This window comes from Pseudomonas sp. H11T01, assembly GCF_048515765.1.
Lineage (GTDB): Bacteria > Pseudomonadota > Gammaproteobacteria > Pseudomonadales > Pseudomonadaceae > Aquipseudomonas.
Window position 1 is genome coordinate 1 of the sequence record NZ_JBLYED010000007.1, and the last position, 15839, is coordinate 15839.

The following is a 15839-nucleotide window of genomic DNA, read 5'->3' on the forward strand; positions in this document are numbered from 1 at the left end:
GGTGGACAAGCGGCTGAAGGTCCACGGTCTCGACGGTTTGCGCATCGTCGATGCGTCGATTTTTCCGAACGTCACCAGCGGTAATACCCACGCGGCGGTACTGATGGTGGCGGAGAAGGGCGCCGATCTGATCCTGCAGGACGTCTGATTTCGTTGCCATGCTCTATCGAAAAGCGTTTGGATCGGCCGCTCATAGCCGATTTCTGCCAGTCACGACGGGCAGGAATCGACTTGGTCGAAAGAATGCCCCATGGATCTCTGTTCAGAAAAAAACCGATTAATTTCGATGTCCAGGTTCTAGAAAATCGACAAGTAATACCCTCAAACGGTTGCGTCCTGCGCCGAGCTTTGTTGAACGAAGCGGTCAATCAACCATCTCGCGGCGGGTCCCGGTGGTAAATCCGTGCGGTAGATGGCGTCGAAGGAATATTTTCCGCTTTTGTATTCCGGTATGTTCAGCTGCACGAGTCGGCCGCGATCCAGATCTTCCTGGACCATCGGGGCTGGCATGTTCCCCCAACCAATGCCTTCACGCAGCAACATGTGCTTGGCTCCCAAGTCCGCCAGCCGCCAGGTGCGGTTACTGAGAACGGCGAAATCCTTGTCCTTGGTCAGGAGTGAGCGATCGGACAGCACCAGTTGAGTGAACTCTCGCCCGGCGCCCGGAACATTCGAGTCGCTTGAAGCCAGCGGATGATGCGGGGCTGCCACCGGAATCAACTCAACACTGCCGATGCCAATTCTTTCGATACCGTCAATTCCTTCGTTCATAGGCCCGCTGACGCCGACGATTGCGCCGCGGTTGATCACCAGTTCAGTGACGGCGCCGAGAGCCTCCATATGCAAGTGCAAAGCAACCGTAGGAAACTCTTCCCGAAAGGATTTGAGTGCGTCCACGACACGCTCGGGGGGAAGCATGACATCGAGCACGACGTGAACTTCGGCTTCGAGCCCCTGAAGCAGGCCTTTGACCTTGGCGCGTAATCCATGAATACCGTTGGCGATGGTTCTGGCTTCGGCCAGCACGGTGCGGCCGGCATCGGTGAGCTGGGGTTTGCGTGTCGTCTGACGGTCAAACAACGACACACCGAGCTGCATTTCCAGGTTGGCGATTGAATAACTGATGACCGAGGTGGCTCGGTGAAGTTTTCTGGCGGCCGCTGCAAAACTGCCGACTTCGACGACCGTCAGGAATACGCGCAGTTGGTCCAGTGTCGGTGTGCCAGGGTCAGAGATCATGCCTATTTCCTCGAACGTATCGGTCAATGTTACCCGGGTATTACTAAAAGCCCTGAGGTGAATACCTTGGAGCGTCGAGGACTGGTGCCTTTCGTGGCGAATATCACAGTTGATGGCTTGGCTTGTCTATTTTATCGAATCTAATGATCTAAATTAGCCGGCTATTCAGATGAGCTGGCGAGGCGCAAGATTTCCTCACTAGGGCGGTTCATGTCGAATCGCACCCAATTGAAGGAAATATCCCCATGTCTACTTCTGCCAACATCGCTCATTCAGCCACTTCTGAACAGAACCGGTCCGACGTGACCCAAGCCTCGGCCTCGTTGATCGGTCGCATTCTGCTCAGCGCAATCTTCATCCTTTCCGGTTTTTCGAAACTGGCCGCTCCCGCCATGATGGTCGGCTACATCAGCTCCGTTGGCCTTCCGCTTCCGCAGTTGGCGTTGGTGGTGGCGATCATTGTCGAAATCGGTGGTGGCCTGGCGCTGATAGCTGGTTACCGCACCCGCACCGTAGCCGCAGTCCTGGCGTTGTTCAGCGTGTTTACTGCACTGGCTTTCCATAGCGCACTGGCCGATCAAAACCAGTTCATCCACTTCTTCAAGAACATTGCGATGGCCGGTGGCCTGTTGCAGGTCGTGGCCTTCGGCGCCGGTCGCTTCAGCCTCGACGCTCGCCGCCGTTGATACCCCCGCGCTGCGAAGGCCGGTCCCTCGCAACGCAATGTTTGTCTCACTTCTTTTTCAATAGTCGAGGTCTCGATGAAAGCCATACGCGTGTACGAATACGGCAGCCCTGAAGTTTTACGCCTGGAAGAAATTGCAGACCCGGTGCCCGGTGTTGGTGAAGTGCTGATCGATGTCGCCGCAGCAGGGGTCAACCCGATTGACTGGAAGATCCTGTCCGGAGCCATGAAGGCGTTCATCCCATTGCCGCTGCCTTTTACACCGGGCGTTGAAGTGGCCGGTACGGTGGTCACGGTGGGGAAGGGCGTCACTGAGTTCAGCATCGGCGATGAAGTGTTCGGCTTCATCAACATCGTCGGTGGTTATGCGACCAAAGCGATTGCTCCGGTTTCCAAGTTGGCTTTGAAGCCTCGCTCGCTCAGTGTGCTACAGGCCGGTGCTGTGCCTGCAACCGCGTTGACGGCGTGGCAAGCACTCACTGAACATGCGGGCGTGCAACGGCGGCAGAAGGTGTTGATCCATGCCGCGGCCGGTGGCGTAGGCAGCATGGCCGTGCAGATTGCCAAATACCTGGGCGCTGAAGTCTACGCAACGGCCTGCGCACAGAATCATGCCTACCTGAAAGACCTCGGTGCTGATTACACCATCGACTATACGACTCAGGCATTCGATGAGTGGGTGTCTGACGTCGATGTGGTACTGGATCTGGTGGGCGGCGAAACACAAACCCGTTCGTTTGCGGTACTGAAAAGAAACGGTGTGCTGGTATCGCCTGTGAGCCTGCCGAACATGTCGCTGGCAAACGACTATGGCGTGACCCCCGCCAACTTTGCCACCCGTTCGGATGGCCGGCAGCTCTCGCTCATTGCCGAACTGTTCGACAAGGGCCATCTCACGGTCGACGTTGCGGCATACCCTTTGAGTGATGCGAAAGTGGCGATCGAGAAAAGCATGGGCCGTCATTTACGAGGCAGGCTGGTCCTCGATACAACGAAGTAAGTTGTTGCCAGGTACAACGTCGGCCTCTTGGTTGACTTGAGTGAGGCAACCAATTGGGGGATTAACTATCACTCGAAGGTGAGCTATGAACTCGAAGGGCATACTGAGGTTTCCGGCTCCCCGAGCGTTATCCCGCTGGACGGAAAGTATGACAACAAGATAGACATCACTATGCCCGAATCAGTGGACACCGCCATCACCAGATCAGCCCTCAGGGGAAATGATTGAGTCGTGACTGGGTTCAGCAGCCAGTTTCAATCGGTCAGCTTTACTAATGTATTTAGACTTACTTGGCGGTGCCAATTTGGCACTGGCCTTTTTGGCGTGAGCCTTTAATAACTGCTTTATTTTTTTACGACGATTCATATGTTCTACTCGGCTTGTCAGTTCTTGAATGATATCAGCTTAAATATTGAACCAGATCCCTGTGGCGCGCTGTTGGTGCACAACGTTGGAAATAAGCGGCGCCGCTAGGCGTCCGCTTGATTGCAGTCCCGGATAGTCCAGAGCATTGTCTGAACCATGATAGGCGGATGACTTGCTAAAGGTTCCCATTCATCCATGAAAGAGAAACCCTGGTTTAGATAGAAGTACGAGGCTCTTGCATTGTCCGGAGAAACGTCCAAAAACACGCAATCATGTCCGTGCTCTATCGCGTGAGATTTCACCGCCTCAACAAGTTGAGTTGCCACGCCAGAGCCACGTGCAGCTGGTTCAACCCACATTCCGATTAGGTTATAGCGATTCGCTTGACTGACTGCGCTACCTATCATTCCTACCGTTTTATCTTCATTGATGGCCAACCAAAATTTCGATCCGGCCGCTGACGAAGCTCGTTCTTTCCACTGCTCGTCACTGTAATCAGCCGCAATTTGGTAGCTCACGCCAAATGCTGTCGGCGTGTCCAAAAGCGCGGCAAGACGGACTTGCTTCAAAAGCATCCAGTCTTTTGCTTGCGTCGATCGAATTTCCATGTTGCATCCGGCTGCACCTCTGCTACCTGATGTCGAGACCGACCCCATAAGCCCGTCGATAAAGGGGGCCTTCTGTGCCAGGTATTCACCTATGCCGCTGGTGTTGCTTGCTGCCAGTTCAAGTTTCAAGTCTTGATACCGCTGGCGAATCACAGGGTCGCCCCTGAGCAAATCACGAAAGCGGAGCATTCTTTCGATTTGACCGTGGCCGGTGATACAAACGTGGGCTTTATGTGTTCGCACACCATCAACATCGCGACGATAAAAATGGTGTCCTGCCGACAGATCGCTTCCCCGTGCGTACCCTAATCCACGCATGACATTGTCTCGGGAGGATTCGTTTCGATGCTCCGAAACTTCGACCAGGAGGTCGATCTCTGGCTTGGCTGCGAGCCCGGGAACGGCGGTGCTTCCGACATGGTGGATGGCAACAAGCTCAGTGCCAAACGCCTTCGCGATCTGCTCTTTGGCGCTAAGGAAGAGCGCGGGCCATCGACTGTCATAGAGGGAAATCTTGCTAGTGAGCGCCATAGTGCTTCTTCCTTGTATACGGACTTTGAGTTCATGGAACCATTCCACGGTCACTCGGGCAACCCGGCCAACCGCAGTCCATCGACGAAGCGCGCGAAATCCTCGGGCCGTTGGATGGGCAGCCAGTCTCTCAGGTTGGAGAGGCGCAAAGAGGGATCCAGTTCGCGTAGACGCTGCATCGCCAACCTCGCTTTATCCATTCGTCCGCTGAGGGCATGACTGGCCGCCACCAGGGCCACCGGGGCCAGGAAACTGGACAGATTGCCCAGCGCCTTTTCCGCCCATTGCGTCGTGAGATCGAAACGCCCGGCGAAGAAATGCGCGAGCGCCATTCCGACCTGCATCCTGAACATTTCCGGATCCAGCGGACTCAAGCGAACGGCATGGGTCAGATGCTCGATGGCAGCGTCTGTTTCACCGCGCAGCGCGCGCAGGATACCGCCCAGGTACCAGGCGGGGGCGAGATTGGGATTGAGCAGACGTGCCCTGTCGAGCAATGCAATGCCGCCGTCAACATCGCCGGCGAGATGGCTTAATGCATGCCCACCTCGTGTCAGCGCAACCGCATCATCCCGGCCGAGCGTCACCGCCAAACGCGCAAGCCGTACGCCCTCAGCGATCTCTTTCGTCCGATCGGTCATCCAGCCATTGAGCTTGCGCCAGAAGTGGCACCAGGCTGCCATGCCATAGGCCGATGCAAATTCCGGATCGAGCTCGATGGCCTTGTAGAACAACGGCAGCGCCTCGTCGAGGGCTTCCCGGGTGCCGTTGTGCAGTTTTGCCATTGCGCGCAGATAGTAGTCGTAGGCGTCCAGGCTTTCCGTCGGTTTGCGTTTGGCGCGTTCGATTTCTGCCCGTTCGAGTTGCGGCGCGATGGCACCGACGACGCTTTCGGCGATTTGATCCTGCAGCTCGAAGATGTCGTTGAGCGTGCCTTCGAAGCGCTCCGCCCAGATATGCGTCCCGCTCGTCGCGTCGATGAGCTGCCCGGTGATGCGTACCTTGTTCCCGCACTTGCGCACGCTGCCTTCCAGCACGTAGCGAACGCCCAGCTCCTGGCTGACGCCCTTGGCGTCCACCGTCCGGCCCTTGTAGGTGAAGCTCGAATTGCGCGCGATGACGAACAGCCAGCGGATACGCGACAGGGCAGCGATGATGTCTTCCACGATGCCGTCAGCGAAATATTCCTGCTCCGGATCGCCGCTCAAATTTTGGAAGGGTAAGACGGTAATCGAGGGTTTGTCCGGGAGGACGAGCGAGGAGGGCATCTCCTTCGGGTCTGTGGACGCGCGTTCGTCGATGTCAGGCCGGTCAGACGGTTGCGTTGCGCCGATCCCGCCGACCTTGATCTGGCCGACGAAGCGGTAGCCCTTGCGGGCGACGGTGCGCACCAGGCGCTGTTCCTCGCCGGTATCGCCGATGGCCTTGCGCACCGCATTGATGTGGCTGGCGATCGTCGATTCCGAGACGATCCGGCCGTTCCACACCGCCTTGAGCAGGTCGTCTTTGCTGACGACGCGATCGGGGTTGTTGACGAACAGCAGCAATAGATCGAAAACCTGCGGCCCGATGGCCACGACTTGCCCGCGCAAGGTGAGTTCCCGGCGCTCCTCATCGAGCATGTAGTCTTCAAACACGAATGGCAAAGTGAGGTTCCCCTGGCGAAGCGCCCTCAACGCCGTGTCCCAGGCGATTGGCGATTAGTAGTTGAAATTGATGATACGGCAGCGCTAAACCCGCCGCACCGTGCGCAGCAGTGACGACGTCGGGCAGCGGCCTCTTTGGATGTAAAACCAAGCTTTCGTGGAGGGAAACCCACAGCAGGCACAAGGACTTCGCTCACGCGCACAGGCAATCTCCTCTTACACCGACGCAATGGTTGCAGTCGACACGTGGAGAAAGCCCATGAAGATCGTCGTCATCGGAGGCTCCGGCCTCATTGGATCGAAACTTGTGAAGAACCTCCGCGAGCGCGGCTTAGACGCACTCGCAGCCAGCCCCAGCACGGGCGTAAACAGCATCACCCGCGAGGGCCTGGCCCAGGCGATGGATGGTGCAGACATCGTCGTCGACGTGGCGAACGCCCCGTCGTGGGAGGACCAGGCCGTCCTCGAGTTTTTCGAAACGTCGAGCCGTAACCTGCTGGCCGCCGAGGCGGCCGCCGGGGTTCGGCATCACGTTGCACTGTCGATTGTCGGGAGCGAACGGCTTCCCGAGAACGGCTATTTCCGGGCCAAGGTCGCGCAGGAAAACCTGATCAAGGCATCCGGCATTCCTTACTCCATTTTGCGTGCCACGCAGTTCTTCGAATTTGTCGGCGGCATTGCCCAATCGTTTACCGTCGGCGAAGAGCTTTGCGTTTCGCCGGCGCTGATCCAGCCGATGGCGTCCGACGACGTGGTGGCGGCACTCACCGACGTCGTGCTGGCAGCGCCGGTCAATGGCACGGTCGAAGTCGCGGGGCCCGAGGCCATGCCGCTCGACGAACTGGTCAGGCGCTTTCTGCGGGCCACCCAGGACACTCGCCAGGTCGTACCAGACGTACACGCGCGCTACTTCGGCGACGTGCTTGACGATCAATCGCTGACCCCCGGCAAGAACCCGCGCCTGGGCACGATCCGTTTCGAAGACTGGCTCCGCCAGTCGATGGCCGAAGCGGGCCGCTGAGGCTTCCAGGGACAACTCAGGAAGGCGCCGCCCCGGTAATGGGGCGCGCCGTCATAACGCCTACCCACGAAGGAGTATTGCCATGGTTACCCGATTTCTCTTGGCCGCTGCTTTCGCAGCACTGTCGATCAGCTCAGCGTCGGCCGCTGAGCCACCCGCCGGCAAGGTGACAGTCGTGTTTGACCGTCCCATTCCCAACATCCCTGGCAAGAGCATGAAGGGTGTGGTCGTCGAGTATGGGCCGGGCGCCGCGTCGCCGTCCCACACCCATCCGAAAACGGCCTTCATCTATGCAACGGTCTTGGAGGGCGCGTTTCGCATCAAAGTCAAAGGCCAGCCGGAAAAGATCTACCACGCCGGCGAAAACTTCGTAGAGGAGCCGGGTTCCGTGCACGAAGTCAGCGCCAACGCCAGCGACACCGAACCTGCACGCCTGTTGGCCGTGTTCGTCCTCAACACCGACGAAAAGACGCTCGTCACACCGATCAAAAAGTGAGCCGATCAACGCGCTCATAAATGCTCGACAGCAGGGCGGCAGGCCACTGCCGCCTTGGGGCGGCTGCAGGGCTTGGCATTGAACAGGAAATGAAAAAATGAACTCGCTCCAGGACAAGGCCGCCATTGCCACCGGCGCAAACGTCGGGATCCCCGTCGCAGTGGCGCGGCGAAGCAAACGCAAGATAATCGGCATATTGCTGTGCGTCGGCGCCGTGGTGGTCGTGGCTGCCTGGGGGGCCATGGCTGTTTCGAGCGGCGCAACCTTGACCGATAACGCTTATGTTCGTGGTGACGTGACCTCACTCGCCGCAAAGGTGGCCGGCTATGTCACAGCGATAGAGGTAGAGGACAACCAAACCGTCCGGGCGGGTGACGTCCTGTTCCGTATCGATGACCGGGACTATCGCGCAAAGCTTGCGCAAGCAGAGGCTAATGTCAGCGCTGCAAGGGCGCGCCTGACCCATGTCGATGCGCAGACCCAGCTTCAGCGTGCATTGATTCGGCAGGCCGAAGCCCAAAGGCGTTCGGCCACCGCCGACATGGATCTTGCGACCAAGACCCACGATCGCAGCCGCAAACTGATCGTCAGCAACGCGGTGAGCCAAGCCTTGGTCGATGAAACCGGCACGGCACGTTCCAGAGCCGAGGCGTCGGTATCGGCCGCTTCGGCAACGGTCGAGGCGCAACAGCTACACATCGCCGTGTATGTGGCCGAGCGAGAGGCAGCCGTGGCAGCTGTGACGCAAGCAGAGGCCGCGCGCGATCTGGCCCGGATCGATCTCGACCACACCGTGGTGCACGCGCCTGTGGATGGCGTCATCGGTAATCGCCAGGTGCGCATCGGCCGGTTCGTGACCCCGGGCGTCTCCTTGCTCGATATCGTGCCGGTCAATGATGTGTGGGTCGTGGCGAACTTCAAGGAAACCCAGCTTGAACATATCCGTCCCGGTCAGCGCGTGCGCATCACGGTCGATGGCTACCCTGACGCGGTACTTGAAGGCGTGGTCGACAGCTTTGCACCGGGGAGTGGGGCGGCGTTCAGCTTGCTGCCGCCCGACAACGCAACCGGAAACTTTGTCCGTGTCGTGCAGCGGGTTCCGGTCAAGATCCGGCTGGCCGACAATCCACTGCCGGGGCGCATCGTGCCTGGCTTGTCCGCGCGGGTGGAGGTGACGCAAGGGAAAGGCTCATGAACACCTTTACCAGCGCCACGCCGAGCAGTGCCAAGGCTACGACTGGCGCCCTGCTCATCGTGGGCATCGTGCTGGCCACGCTGACGGAAGCGATCGCCGGCACCGTTCTATCGATCGGGCGCGGCGATATCATCGGCGACACCTATGCAACACCTGATGAATTCGCCTGGCTGGACGTCGGCTACACCGCGCTCAAGCTGATAGGCTTCATCATGGCCCCATGGCTGATGCAGCGTTTTTCTGCGCGTAACCTGATCATCGGTTCAACCCTGGGCATGGGCCTGGCGTGCTGCATGGCCGCCATCACCGCTCGGCTGGACCTGCTGATCGCGCTTCGCATCATTCAAGGCTTCGCCGGCGGCACCCTGCTGGTGGCGGGCCAGGCGATGATTTTTCGTGCCTGGCCGCGTGCCCTTCAGCCGATCCTTCAAGCCCTGTTTGCCATGGGCTCCGTGGTCGCGCCGGCGACTATTGCCCCGGCCCTTCAAGGGTGGTTGATCGACAGCCAGTCCTGGACCTGGATTTTCTTCAGCGTGGTGCCGCTGGCCCTGGCGGCGACCGGCCTTTTGCTCATCGCAGACCACCCGATGCCCGCCAGGGTCCAGCAGCGTCCCTTTGACTGGCTCGGCTTCTCCTTGATCTCGGCCACCCTGTTCTGTTTCACCTACGTTTTCAGTCAGGGCAGCCGATGGGATTGGTTCGAGGAACCTCGCATCCTGATGCTGACGATGATCGGCGCCGCCGCGCTGCTGGCCTTCCTCGGCCAGCAAGTCTTGGCCAAAGGTCAGGGATTGCTCGATTTCACGGTGTTCAAATCGAGCGATTTTACCTTTGCCTTTATCGTCAGTTTTGTCGCCGGCGCCGCCTTGTTCGGCAGCGCGTTTCTGATTCCGGCGTTCGCCCTGTCGGTGCTTGCGTTCACGCCGACCGATGCCGGCTTGCTCCTGCTGCCCAGTGGCGGTTTTTTTGTCGGCTCGCTGCTCATCGCTGCCTTTCTCATCAAAGTCCGCCGCGTTCCACCGGTTGCGACGGTGCCCGTTGGCATCCTGCTGATCATGGGTGCGATGTGGATGCTGTCCGGTTCGACCAACGAAAGCGGCACCGACGACATGATGGCGGCCATCCTGTTGCGCGGCCTGGGCCTTGGCTTCCTGTTTCTGTCCATCACGCTGATCGCCTTCAGCGACCTCAACAGCCGCAACCTCGCCTGCGGCATAGGCCTGTTCAATACGGGGCGTCAATTGGGTGGCTTAATGGGCGTCGCCGGGCTCCAGACCCTGATCGACCATCACATCGTCATCAATGTCGCGGCCCTCGGCGCCAACGTCAACCCTGGGGGAAACGCGCTCATCGAACGTCTGACGACCACCACGGCGATGTTGGTGGGGAAGGGGATGGACCCAGCAGCCGCTGGCAGGGCAGCTACCAGCCTGCTGGGCAAGGCTGTGTCGGGTCAGGCCACGGTGATTGCTTTCGATACCGCGTTCTACGCCGTGGCCCTGCTGTTTGTCGTCGCCGCTCCCTTGCTGGTCGGCATCAAGATGGGGCTCTCGCGACAGGCGAAAGCGCGCGCCGCGCAAACTGGCGCGTGAGACAGGCTACACCAGCCGTCGTGCTTTGGATCAAGGTATTCGGCGAGTTGGGATATAGGCAGACGCGCTCGATGGCGTCTTTTCGGTGACTGAGTGCTTTTGGCCGGTCTCTGCCGGACGCGCCCGTTCGATTTGGGTCGATTTCGGTCAGTCATGACAGGCCGGAATCGACCCAGGCTGTGTGGGTTGGCGGAGCAGCGCCCGTGTTGCAGGCGGATTGATCCCGTGGCTTCGCACTAGCGACGATAGTAGCGGTGATCGTCCTCGTAGCGGTGCCGCATGTCCCGATCATGGTGGCGCTCCCAATCACGATGGCGTTCGGCTTCTCGGCGGGCTTGCTCTCTACGCCAGTCGTCTCGGCGCCAATCGTCTCTACGATCATGCCAACGGCCGTCATGCCAGTATCGGTCGTCATGGGCAAGCAACGGCCCTGGCTGCTTGCCGGCCATACTGGCCAAGGTCGGCCAAGGGTTGCCGGCAGCCTGGACCGGAGCCTGAACGGCTGCAACTTCAGTTGCGAAAACAGGGGTTGAGGTATTCATCTGTGTGGCTGATGCCGAGCCCACTGCCGCGAACGCGAACAGGCCGAAGAGCACCATCCGTGGGTCATGGAATTTCATGAGCGAATACAACCTCTGATTGACAATTGGACGTGTGGCCATCTGGCTGCGGGAAACCTGCGGGTTCGCACTTACCGAGCGGATGTGCTTATCCACATAGACCGCTAAATAGGGAAAAGTTCTAGGGAGCCACTGCTTAAATAGCCAACGGCCTCAGCGTTCGGCCCCTTTGAGGTTTGCTATCTCGATGTCGGCCTGAAGCTGACGGTGGCTACAGGCAGAAATAGGCCAAAGGCCGACCCGGTAGGGCAGGCCCGTTGCCACAAGTCACACGTTGCCGCACAGGCAACCGCCGGTGAATCGGTCCATGCTGCGTCCCCTCTGAAGTCAAGCGGCCGGAATGTCGGCAGGCTAACCTGCGAGCGCCGCTTCGATTGCCGCGATGTCGATCTTGGTCATTGTCATCATGGCGTCGAAGGCGCGCTTGGCCGCTGCTGGATCGGGATCGATTATCGCGGTGGTCAGGACACGGGGCGTGATCTGCCACGACAGGCCCCACTTGTCCTTGCACCAGCCACAGACGCTTTCCTGGCCGCCGTTTGTGACAATCGCGTTCCACAAACGGTCAGTTTCGGCCTGGTCGTCGGTCGCAACCTGGAATGAAAAAGCTTCGTTGTGCTTGATCCCCGCCCCCCCGTTCAAGCCGAGGCAAGGGATGCCCATCACCGTGAACTCGACCGTTATTACATCGCCTTGCTTGCCCGCCGGATAGTTGCCAGGCGCGTGATGGACGGCAACTACCGCGCTGTCCGGGAATGTCTGGGCGTAGAACTCTGCAGCATCCTGCGCAGTGCCGTCGTACCAGAGGCAAATCGTGTTTTTGCTGACCATTTTGCTTCTCCAGAATCAGGTCTGATACCTTAATTCCAGCCGCGCAGTCAGCGGGGCTGAACGTTGGCAAGTCAATAGGCAAACTCCAAGGATGGTACAAAGCGCTGATTTTTCAAACATCGGCCAATTGCAGTCCTTCGCGACAGGCAGCAATCGGCCGATAGTTGCCGATCATGAAGGGTAGGCGAGTTATCCATCGCACTAAAGTTGACGAAATCTGGAAGTGGGCGCCCATGTGATGCGCGGATACCCGGCCTTTGTCGGTAAATACGCGCGAGATTGTTCTTGATTCGCAAACACTGAAGTCGCTGAGAATGGAATTGTTGGGGTAGTGACGGGCTTGTAGCCTGCATTACGCCGAACGCTACGATCTGCCAAGGATCGAGTGGAGCCCAAGCCAGGGCCCATCAAGACAGACACCTTCTTGTCATACCTTGTTTTCGGACTTTTGCCCTTTCGGGGGTTTGGCTCCTAATAAAAATAAGGAAGGCAGGTATGAGTATTCGTGCATGGGCATGTGCAGCAACCCTGTTCGCTCCCGTTCTGGGTTCCGGTGTTTTATTTCCCTCGATGGCTTCGGCGGCGGACGATCCGATGGGCTCGCTGGTCCGCGGGATTTTCGGCGATAGCCTTGAGCGTGAGCATGGCATCAAGGTCTATGGCTGGGGCCAGGTGGGTGTCAGCTACAACAACAACGGCACGGATGACGTCAGCAAACAGAGTTTCTTCACCTCCGACGAAGGCGTGAACCTCAACCAGTTCGCCCTGGCCGTGGAAAAAAAACCCAAGAGCAATGTGGTCGGTCGTGTGGGACCGTTTCCCGGCCCCATGCCGCAGGAAGCTGACTGGGGCTTCAATGTCACGGCGCTGTATGGCAAGGATGCGCGCTTCTTCAAGACGTATGGCTGGGACGAAGACCTGAGCGTCAACCGCAACAACAAGGCCGAAGACCCTGCGTTCACCATCGCTCAGGCCTACGTCGACTTCTACTTCCCGGTGCTCGGCGGTTCGGACCTGATGATCGGGATTTTTCACACGCCGCTGGAAAACGAAATCGGCTTCGCCTTGCTATCGCCCGCACCGACGGACTTCTACTCGCACACGTACTCGTTCATGCACGGCCCGGCTAAACATGCCGGTGCGCTGTACTCGTTCAAACTACCTTCGGCGCCTGGCGAAAGTATGCTGGGCTTCGAACTGGGCGTGGTGCAGGGCTGGAACAACCTGCAAGACCCCAACCACTCTCCTGATGCGATTGCCAACGTGCGCTGGCGCTCGGCGGACTTCGGGACCTGGATCGACTGGGAAAACATCTACGGCAACGGCGCCGGCGACAGCTTCGCCGAGTGCAGTTGTGGCTCGCCGCTGCCGGCCGGTACCAAGGATGACAACTACAAGCGTCTGGCGTCTTACCTGACCCTGTCCCAGGTAATCGATCCGAGTAACCGCGTGGCGTTGGAGTTGAACTACGGCAAGCAGGAGCACGGTGCTTTCGCCGGGTTCGCCAATAAAACCGACGCCACTTGGTACGGCACCGACGTCAACTGGTATCACCGAATCACCGAAAACGTGATGTGGAACAGCCGCGCCGAGTGGTTCTACACCGACGCACCGGTGCACGTGCTGATGGCCAACATCGACCCGAACACGGGCATTCCCGATCCGACCTGGGGCAGTTTCTACGGCGTGACCACCAACCTGGCCTGGACGCCGACTCCCAACGTGCGCCTGCGTCCGGAACTGCGCTACGACATCCATTCCGGCCCCGGCCGCGATGCCTACGCCGATGGGCAAAAGGATTCGCAGGTGGTCGCTTCCTTCGACGTCAGTTTCTTCTTCTAAACCGACTTCTTTCGTTTGCCCCTGACCCTGCGTGATGGCTCAGCCCACACGCTGTGACTTTGTTCGTCCGGGCTTTGGCGGCACGCAGCCGCATTGGAGTACTACATGACAGACAACAACGATAAAAACCTGTTTGGCCACGACTTCTCGCGCCGTGATTTCCTGCGCAGCACAGGCGTTGCCGCCGGCGGTGTCGCGCTGGCGAGTTTGCCGTTCAACTTTGCGCTGGGCAGTGAGCGGGTGATCAAACTCGGCTATGTCAGCCCGCAGACCGGTCCATTGGCGCCCTTTGCGGCGGCCGACAACTACATCATCGAATCGCTGAAGCAGGTGTTGAGTAACTCGATCAACGTGGCCGGCAAAGCCTACCGCCTGGAAATCATCGTCAAGGACAGCCAGTCCAACCCCAACCGCGCGTCGGAAGTGGCGAGCGAGCTGATTCTGTCCGATCAGGTCGACCTGATGCTGGTGTCGTCGACACCGGAAACCACCAACCCGGTTTCCGACCAATGCGAAATCAACGAGATTCCGTGTATTTCCACGGTTGCGCCGTGGCAGCCGTGGTTCTTTACCCGTGGTGGCAAGCCTGACCAGGGTTTCGAATGGACCTATCACTTCTTCTGGGGCCTGGAGGATGTGATCGGTACTTACAGCGCCATGTGGGGCGCCATGCCGTCCAACAAGGTGGTCGGCGGTCTGTTCCCCAACGATGGCGACGGCAATGCCTGGGGCGATCCGAAACTCGGCTTCCCACCGGTGTTGGCGCAAAAGGGTTTCCAACTGGTCGACCCCGGTCGCTTTCAAAGCTTGACCGACGATTTCTCGGCACAGATCGCGGCGTTCAAAAAGGCCGACGTCGAGATCGTCACCGGTGTGGTCATTCCACCGGACCTGAGCACCTTCTGGACCCAGGCCCGCCAGCAGGGCTTCAAGCCCAAAGCGGTGTCGGTTGGCAAGGCGCTGCTGTTTCCCACGGCGGTCGAGGCATTGGGCAAGGCCGGCAACAACCTGTCGACTGAAATCTGGTGGAGCCCGACGCACCCGTTCAGCTCGTCTTTGACCGGCGCCAGTGCCGGGCAGTTGGCCCAGGGTTTTACCCAGGCGACCGGCAAGCAATGGACTCAACCGCTGGGGTTCGTTCATGCCCTGTTCGAACTGGCGGTGGACATCCTCAAGCGCACTGAAGAAGTCGGCAACCCGCATGCAGTCCGCGACGCATTGCTCAAGACCAACCTCAACACCGTGGTCGGTCCGATCAACTGGAACAACGGACCGGTGAAGAACGTCGCGAAGACACCGCTTGTCAGCGGCCAATGGCGGCTGGGCAATGACAACAAATACGACCTGATCGTGACCAGCAATGCCACCGCACCAGCGATTCCACTGGGCGGCGACATGCAGGCCATTACGTATTGATCGCTCGAAAAGACACGGGTGCACCATGCAACAACCACTTCTGAAAATGAACGATGTGCACAAAAGCTACGGCTCGGTGAAGGTCACGGACGCGATGAGCCTGACCCTGCAACCGGGTGAAGCCTTGGGCATCATCGGTCCCAACGGCGCGGGGAAAAGCACGCTGTTCAACCTGATCGCCGGCGGCGTGGCGGCCGACAGCGGCACGATCCATTTCGAAGGCCACAACGTCACCCGCGAACCGGTGTTCAAGCGTTGCCAGCAAGGCATTGGCCGCTCCCATCAGATCCCGCATCCGTTCGTGAAAATGACCGTGTTCGAGAACCTGCTGGTGGGCGCAACTTTCGGCGCGCGGTTGCGCGACAAAGAGGCCAGTCAGTGGTGCGCACAGACCCTGGAACTGACGGGGCTGATGCGCAAGGCCAACGTGCTGGCCGGCTCGCTGACACTGCTGGACCGCAAACGGCTGGAGATGGCCCGCGCCTTGTCGACCCAGCCGCGGCTATTGTTGCTGGATGAAATCGCCGGTGGCCTGACCGAACCGGAATGCCTGGCGCTGGTGGAAACCATTCAAGGCATTCACAAGGCGGGCGTCGCCATCATCTGGATCGAACACATCGTGCATGCGTTGCTGGCGGTGGTCAGCCGCCTGACGGTGATCAACTTCGGCGCCAAATTGGCCGAAGGCGAACCGCGCAGCGTGATGGCTGATCCACGAGTCCAGGACATCTACATGGGCATCGGGAGCTGA

At 59.2% G+C, this 15839-nt stretch carries 16 protein-coding genes and 3 pseudogenes; 11 read left to right on the forward strand and 8 right to left on the reverse strand.

Annotation, left to right across the window (positions count from 1 at the left end):
- The coding region (locus ACN1C3_RS10995; protein ID WP_419116090.1) for a GMC oxidoreductase at positions 1-148 on the forward strand (148 nt) is incomplete at its 5' end.
- Positions 149-321: 173 nt separating this feature from the next.
- On the opposite strand, the gene ACN1C3_RS11000 is transcribed toward ACN1C3_RS10995, so the two are convergent.
- Positions 322-1239 (reverse strand): LysR family transcriptional regulator, encoded by a 918-nt coding sequence (locus ACN1C3_RS11000; RefSeq protein ID WP_419115842.1) that lies wholly within the window; start codon positions 1237-1239, stop codon positions 322-324.
- 245 nt (positions 1240-1484) lie between these two features.
- Here ACN1C3_RS11000 and ACN1C3_RS11005 point away from each other — a divergent pair, with 245 nt between their 5' ends.
- The 3 genes and pseudogenes from ACN1C3_RS11005 to ACN1C3_RS11015 form a co-directional block, all read left to right on the forward strand.
- Positions 1485-1925 (forward strand): DoxX family protein, encoded by a 441-nt coding sequence (locus ACN1C3_RS11005; RefSeq protein ID WP_419115843.1) that lies wholly within the window; start codon positions 1485-1487, stop codon positions 1923-1925.
- 75 nt (positions 1926-2000) lie between these two features.
- A complete protein-coding gene (locus ACN1C3_RS11010) occupies positions 2001-2924 on the forward strand; it encodes an NADP-dependent oxidoreductase (protein ID WP_419115844.1) in 924 nt (307 codons plus the stop codon).
- Positions 2925-2936: 12 nt separating this feature from the next.
- A pseudogene (locus ACN1C3_RS11015) lies at positions 2937-3125 on the forward strand (outer membrane protein transport protein); the annotation flags it as partial.
- Between the two features lie 3 nt (positions 3126-3128).
- On the opposite strand, the gene ACN1C3_RS11020 reads toward ACN1C3_RS11015, so the two are convergent.
- From ACN1C3_RS11020 to ACN1C3_RS11035, 4 genes and pseudogenes are all read right to left on the reverse strand, one after another.
- The gene (locus ACN1C3_RS11020; protein WP_419115845.1) at positions 3129-3290 is read right to left on the reverse strand and encodes a DUF2986 domain-containing protein; all 162 of its coding nucleotides are present in this window, start codon (positions 3288-3290) and stop codon (positions 3129-3131) included.
- A 104-nt stretch (positions 3291-3394) separates the two neighbouring features.
- Positions 3395-3898 (reverse strand): GNAT family N-acetyltransferase, encoded by a 504-nt coding sequence (locus ACN1C3_RS11025; RefSeq protein ID WP_419116091.1) that lies wholly within the window; start codon positions 3896-3898, stop codon positions 3395-3397.
- Between the two features lie 57 nt (positions 3899-3955).
- Positions 3956-4429: pseudogene (locus ACN1C3_RS11030) on the reverse strand (GrpB family protein); the annotation flags it as partial.
- 50 nt (positions 4430-4479) lie between these two features.
- Complete coding sequence (locus tag ACN1C3_RS11035; protein ID WP_419115846.1) at positions 4480-6075, reverse strand: winged helix-turn-helix domain-containing tetratricopeptide repeat protein; 1596 nt, start codon at positions 6073-6075, stop codon at positions 4480-4482.
- A gap of 259 nt (positions 6076-6334) precedes the next feature.
- On the opposite strand from ACN1C3_RS11035, the gene ACN1C3_RS11040 reads away from it, so the two are divergent.
- From ACN1C3_RS11040 to ACN1C3_RS11055, 4 genes are all read left to right on the forward strand, one after another.
- The gene (locus ACN1C3_RS11040; RefSeq protein ID WP_419115847.1) at positions 6335-7096 is read left to right on the forward strand and encodes an SDR family oxidoreductase; all 762 of its coding nucleotides are present in this window, start codon (positions 6335-6337) and stop codon (positions 7094-7096) included.
- 82 nt (positions 7097-7178) lie between these two features.
- Positions 7179-7592 carry a cupin domain-containing protein gene (locus ACN1C3_RS11045; RefSeq protein WP_419115848.1) on the forward strand — a complete coding sequence of 138 codons (414 nt, stop codon included), beginning with the start codon at positions 7179-7181 and terminating at the stop codon, positions 7590-7592.
- Between the two features lie 97 nt (positions 7593-7689).
- Positions 7690-8787, forward strand: a complete 1098-nt coding sequence (locus ACN1C3_RS11050) for an HlyD family secretion protein (protein ID WP_419115849.1) — start codon at positions 7690-7692, stop codon at positions 8785-8787.
- Positions 8784-10379, forward strand: coding sequence for a DHA2 family efflux MFS transporter permease subunit (locus tag ACN1C3_RS11055; RefSeq protein ID WP_419115850.1), 1596 nt, complete (start codon positions 8784-8786; stop codon positions 10377-10379). Before ACN1C3_RS11050 ends, ACN1C3_RS11055 begins: the two co-directional genes overlap by 4 nt.
- 236 nt (positions 10380-10615) lie before the next feature.
- Here the strand turns inward: ACN1C3_RS11055 and ACN1C3_RS11060 are convergent, their stop codons facing one another.
- From ACN1C3_RS11060 to ACN1C3_RS11070, 3 genes and pseudogenes are all read right to left on the reverse strand, one after another.
- Positions 10616-10999, reverse strand: coding sequence for a hypothetical protein (locus ACN1C3_RS11060; protein WP_419115851.1), 384 nt, complete (start codon positions 10997-10999; stop codon positions 10616-10618).
- Between the two features lie 231 nt (positions 11000-11230).
- Positions 11231-11308: pseudogene (locus ACN1C3_RS11065) on the reverse strand (GFA family protein); the annotation flags it as partial.
- Between the two features lie 42 nt (positions 11309-11350).
- On the reverse strand, positions 11351-11830 hold the full coding sequence (locus tag ACN1C3_RS11070; protein WP_419115852.1) for a VOC family protein: 480 nt from the start codon (positions 11828-11830) through the stop codon (positions 11351-11353).
- 495 nt (positions 11831-12325) lie between these two features.
- Between ACN1C3_RS11070 and ACN1C3_RS11075 the strand changes: the two genes are divergently transcribed.
- From ACN1C3_RS11075 to ACN1C3_RS11085, 3 genes are all read left to right on the forward strand, one after another.
- Positions 12326-13672, forward strand: a complete 1347-nt coding sequence (locus ACN1C3_RS11075) for an outer membrane beta-barrel protein (protein ID WP_419115853.1) — start codon at positions 12326-12328, stop codon at positions 13670-13672.
- A 105-nt stretch (positions 13673-13777) separates the two neighbouring features.
- On the forward strand, positions 13778-15088 hold the full coding sequence (locus tag ACN1C3_RS11080; RefSeq protein ID WP_419115854.1) for an ABC transporter substrate-binding protein: 1311 nt from the start codon (positions 13778-13780) through the stop codon (positions 15086-15088).
- Between the two features lie 25 nt (positions 15089-15113).
- Entirely contained in the window at positions 15114-15839 is a 726-nt protein-coding gene (locus tag ACN1C3_RS11085; protein WP_419115855.1) for an ABC transporter ATP-binding protein, read from the forward strand.

Bases quoted from the DNA above. Each gene is read 5' to 3' on its own strand.
- ACN1C3_RS11000 (WP_419115842.1), bottom strand. From the start codon at position 1,239: ATGATCTCTGACCCTGGCACACCGACACTGGACCAACTGCGCGTATTC.
- ACN1C3_RS11005 (WP_419115843.1), top strand. From the start codon at position 1,485: ATGTCTACTTCTGCCAACATCGCTCATTCAGCCACTTCTGAACAGAAC.
- ACN1C3_RS11010 (WP_419115844.1), top strand. From the start codon at position 2,001: ATGAAAGCCATACGCGTGTACGAATACGGCAGCCCTGAAGTTTTACGC.
- ACN1C3_RS11020 (WP_419115845.1), bottom strand. From the start codon at position 3,290: ATGAATCGTCGTAAAAAAATAAAGCAGTTATTAAAGGCTCACGCCAAA.
- ACN1C3_RS11025 (WP_419116091.1), bottom strand. From the start codon at position 3,898: ATGGAAATTCGATCGACGCAAGCAAAAGACTGGATGCTTTTGAAGCAA.
- ACN1C3_RS11040 (WP_419115847.1), top strand. From the start codon at position 6,335: ATGAAGATCGTCGTCATCGGAGGCTCCGGCCTCATTGGATCGAAACTT.
- ACN1C3_RS11045 (WP_419115848.1), top strand. From the start codon at position 7,179: ATGGTTACCCGATTTCTCTTGGCCGCTGCTTTCGCAGCACTGTCGATC.
- ACN1C3_RS11050 (WP_419115849.1), top strand. From the start codon at position 7,690: ATGAACTCGCTCCAGGACAAGGCCGCCATTGCCACCGGCGCAAACGTC.
- ACN1C3_RS11055 (WP_419115850.1), top strand. From the start codon at position 8,784: ATGAACACCTTTACCAGCGCCACGCCGAGCAGTGCCAAGGCTACGACT.
- ACN1C3_RS11060 (WP_419115851.1), bottom strand. From the start codon at position 10,999: ATGAAATTCCATGACCCACGGATGGTGCTCTTCGGCCTGTTCGCGTTC.
- ACN1C3_RS11070 (WP_419115852.1), bottom strand. From the start codon at position 11,830: ATGGTCAGCAAAAACACGATTTGCCTCTGGTACGACGGCACTGCGCAG.
- ACN1C3_RS11075 (WP_419115853.1), top strand. From the start codon at position 12,326: ATGAGTATTCGTGCATGGGCATGTGCAGCAACCCTGTTCGCTCCCGTT.
- ACN1C3_RS11080 (WP_419115854.1), top strand. From the start codon at position 13,778: ATGACAGACAACAACGATAAAAACCTGTTTGGCCACGACTTCTCGCGC.
- ACN1C3_RS11085 (WP_419115855.1), top strand. From the start codon at position 15,114: ATGCAACAACCACTTCTGAAAATGAACGATGTGCACAAAAGCTACGGC.